3 protein-coding genes are annotated in these 3,235 nt (G+C 26.3%); all 3 read right to left on the bottom strand.

All coding sequences use genetic code 11. From position 1 onward, the window contains the following. Positions 1 to 256: 256 nt before the first annotated feature. The 3 genes from BLU40_RS17250 to BLU40_RS17240 all read right to left on the bottom strand — a co-directional run bounded on the left by BLU40_RS17250 (position 257) and on the right by BLU40_RS17240 (position 2,983). A complete protein-coding gene (locus BLU40_RS17250) occupies positions 257 to 709 on the bottom strand; it encodes a hypothetical protein (protein WP_090126730.1) in 453 nt (150 codons plus the stop codon). 177 nt (positions 710 to 886) lie between these two features. Continuing rightward, positions 887 to 1,993 (bottom strand): AbiH family protein, encoded by a 1,107-nt coding sequence (locus BLU40_RS17245; RefSeq protein WP_090126727.1) that lies wholly within the window; start codon positions 1,991 to 1,993, stop codon positions 887 to 889. 156 nt (positions 1,994 to 2,149) lie between these two features. Then, entirely contained in the window at positions 2,150 to 2,983 is an 834-nt protein-coding gene (locus BLU40_RS17240; RefSeq protein WP_245729971.1) for a DUF4261 domain-containing protein, read from the bottom strand. Positions 2,984 to 3,235 lie beyond the last annotated feature (252 nt).

Genomic DNA, 3,235 nt, shown 5'->3' with positions numbered 1-3,235 from the left:
TTTTCTTTACAAATATAAATCATTATGATAAGATAATCGTTTTTTCTTATCATTACTTTGTTGAATGATAAAATAATTAAATTTATTTATCATAATGTTTTTTCGATGACGTTATTTTGGCTAACGGGTTTGTGTATGTTTTGTAGCGTTTTTAAGCTACTAATTTACTAAATAAAACACAAACGTAGAAAATCCGATAGGATTTTCGTAAATGAGCTAGAACCAAGCTATAAAATATAAACAGTGTTGTAAGCTGTTATTTTTCAATTTCCTGATAATCAATAATTTTATCAGAAAAGTATATATCCTCATCTAATTCTCTAATTTCTATTTTAATTTTCACTTTCTTTTTCCGTTTTCCTAAATCAGACCATTTATAATTTTTTACTTTCTTAAATTCAGATTCGGTAAGATAAATTCTCCTAATCAGAGTATCAGATTTTATTCTAATCAGAGGTTTTCTTAACAAATTATGCTTTTTTACTTGATCATAAAAACCTATATATTCTAAATCTTCTTCAGTAATCATTTTAGATAATCTCAAACTATCAATATGTTTGTCTAGTTCTTCAAGTTGATCATTAGTCGCTTGGTGAAAATTTGTGAAATCTATTATTTGAAAATATAAATCTCCTTCAACAACTTCAGTTTTCGGATTACAAGATATTATCGTAAATATTAGTATCAATAATGAGGCAATTCTTTTCATAGGTTTCTTTTTTTTCTTTCCGCTAATAGCTTACAACGGGCTTTTATAAGATTTGTGCGACTGGAAAATCGGAGATTTTTCGGACGTAGCAAATTGTTAATTGAATGTTTGTCGTTTGTACTAAATCAAATTTAAGCATAAATTTTATGAGTTGTTGGCAACTGGCGATTTATTGTTTTAAGGAAAGAAAGAAGAGTTCTCGTAATTATTTATTTTTTTTCTTAAATCTTTTTCATTTCCTATAATCCTACTTGCAGCAAATAAAAGCTTATTAAACATTTTCTCTAATTCATCTTTGTTATCTTCTAAATCTCTCCTCTTAAATAAATGAATTCTTTTACATTTATCTGTATCAAAAATTTCTTCCAATAATGTTTTATCAGACAATCCCAGAGAATGTCCTAAAACATAAACATCATAATTTGTGAAATTATCAATTGATTTTTCATAAACCTCAGAATAATTATTATTCTTTAGATATTCAAATGTTTTAAAATATTCTAAAAATTCATCAATTTCAAAATTCTTGATTTCTTGATAATCTGAATTCTGATCATTTCCATATCCAAAAATAATATTCTCTGAAATAAGACTTCCGTGAATGTAATTTAGATTCACATTTTTTAGGTTTTCATAATAAGTCAGATACTTTTCAATTGTATTTGTGTAATTAAAATTAATTATATAAAATTTTTCATTTTGATTAGTGCTTATAATTGATGAAAGAAATTTTTCAATTTGTTGGTTTTCTGATGTTTTGATTGTTTTTAGATAATCTTTAAGCTCGGATTTAATTAGTTTAAAATCATCGTTAAGTTTTATTAAATGATTAATATCAAATGACTTTTTCTTGTCCAAAAAGTTATTCTTTAGAATAACTAACTCTTTGAAATATGCATTTTCAATATCAAACCAATTTAAATAGTTATTGGCGTAAAGTTTACCAAGAAATTTATTTGAAATTACGTATTGTATGATATCAGTATTTTCATTAAAATATTTTAATAATTTGTCTGGTTCATTTCTTAGTAGATGATATGGAATAAAATCTGTATAAGACTCAAGTTTATAAATTTGGTTACGTGTGAACTTTTTTAAAAAATCGTGATCAAATAAATTATGCTTATCGTTTCGAGTAGTTAAAATCTCTTGTAATTCTTTAATTATTCGATTCTCAATAAAATAATTCGAAAAATCATTATAACTTGTTTTAAGGTTGTGAGCTAAATCAAAACCATTTCCAATAATTATAATTGCATTGTTGCTTTTTCTTTTTCGTTTCATTTTTTAGCTTGTTGCCAACGGTTTAGAGTTTGGTTTCGTTGCGTGATTAAGCTCAAATTTAATTAAAAAACTCCAAACATTAGAATAATCAGAGGCTTTTCGTACGTAGAATTAACCAAGCAATGAAATAAACGCATTGTTGGGCACAGTATTTTTTTAATATTCAATCTTTAATGTACTTCCATCCAAGAACTTACCTTTTGATTCGGAAATTTTCAGTTTTTGTTCGGCGGAAATTCCAATCGTTTCTCCATCTTTTAATGTCACGTTATAAGCTATAACATAATGAGCTAAATTGAACATCATTTCATTCAACTCTTCGATTGAACTTTCCGATTCAACAATTTCCATTTCCTTTTTACCAAAATCAGCAAGTCCATAGGTGTAAACAGATTGTTTTCCGTTTTCTTTTTTCAAACCAAAGTAAATCCAATTGTATAAGGGAAGGTCTTCTTCAGTCATCATTTCCACATTTTCTTGATAAAAATCCTTTTTTAGAACTAAAGTTCTACCTCCAATATATATTCCTAATGATTTGCTATTATTCATAACAGCAGATGCAATCTTACTGTATAATAAATTTTCTTTAACTGCATTTTTTCCAGCGTTCATAATTGATAAAACTATGTGTCCTTTATGTTTTGAAGTTTCTTCAACTCCGTTTTCCCATAAATAATTGTATTCTGCAGTTTTTTCAACTTCTCCTTCTGGAATAGCAGCAGGAATATTTGCTATTGCAACATTATATTCTCCAATAGCCAAGACAGCACCTAAATCACCAGTATCATTGTCATTTACTTTTAATTTCCATCTTGTTCTTAATTCGTTTACTGTTCCATTTAAATCAAATGATTTAGGTTCTTCTAAAAGTACCATTCCTAAAATTGCTGAATTTGTATTTGATTCAATCTTTTTCTCTTTTTTAAAAAAACTAAATAATCCCATTGTTAGAATTCCTATTATTAATATTATGGTTAGTGATTTTTTCATATTGTGCCCAACGGTTTTTGGTATGTTTTGTGGCGTGATTAAGCAATAAATTTAGTAAATATTTACCGACCTAGAAAATCCCTTTAGGATTTTCGTAAGTGTGCAAAAACCAAGCTATAAAATATACCAGTTGTTGCCTACTTTGGCTATGCATTTTGGTGCTAAAAAATCATACTGTTGTCATTTTTATTCTGTGTTTTTTTATTAACTTAAATTTATCTTTTTAGTTTAATTAATCTTAAAATCATTATT

Origin of the sequence: Lutibacter oricola, from assembly GCF_900106565.1 — a bacterium.
In the GTDB taxonomy this organism is placed as follows: domain Bacteria; phylum Bacteroidota; class Bacteroidia; order Flavobacteriales; family Flavobacteriaceae; genus Lutibacter; species Lutibacter oricola.
Note: the sequence above shows the minus strand (reverse complement) of the source record. Positions and strands in the feature narration are given on the sequence as shown.

Excerpts from the sequence above, each read along its gene's own strand:
- BLU40_RS17240 (WP_245729971.1), bottom strand. The coding sequence starts at position 2,983 with ATGAAAAAATCACTAACCATAATATTAATAATAGGAATTCTAACAATG.
- BLU40_RS17245 (WP_090126727.1), bottom strand. The coding sequence starts at position 1,993 with ATGAAACGAAAAAGAAAAAGCAACAATGCAATTATAATTATTGGAAAT.
- BLU40_RS17250 (WP_090126730.1), bottom strand. The coding sequence starts at position 709 with ATGAAAAGAATTGCCTCATTATTGATACTAATATTTACGATAATATCT.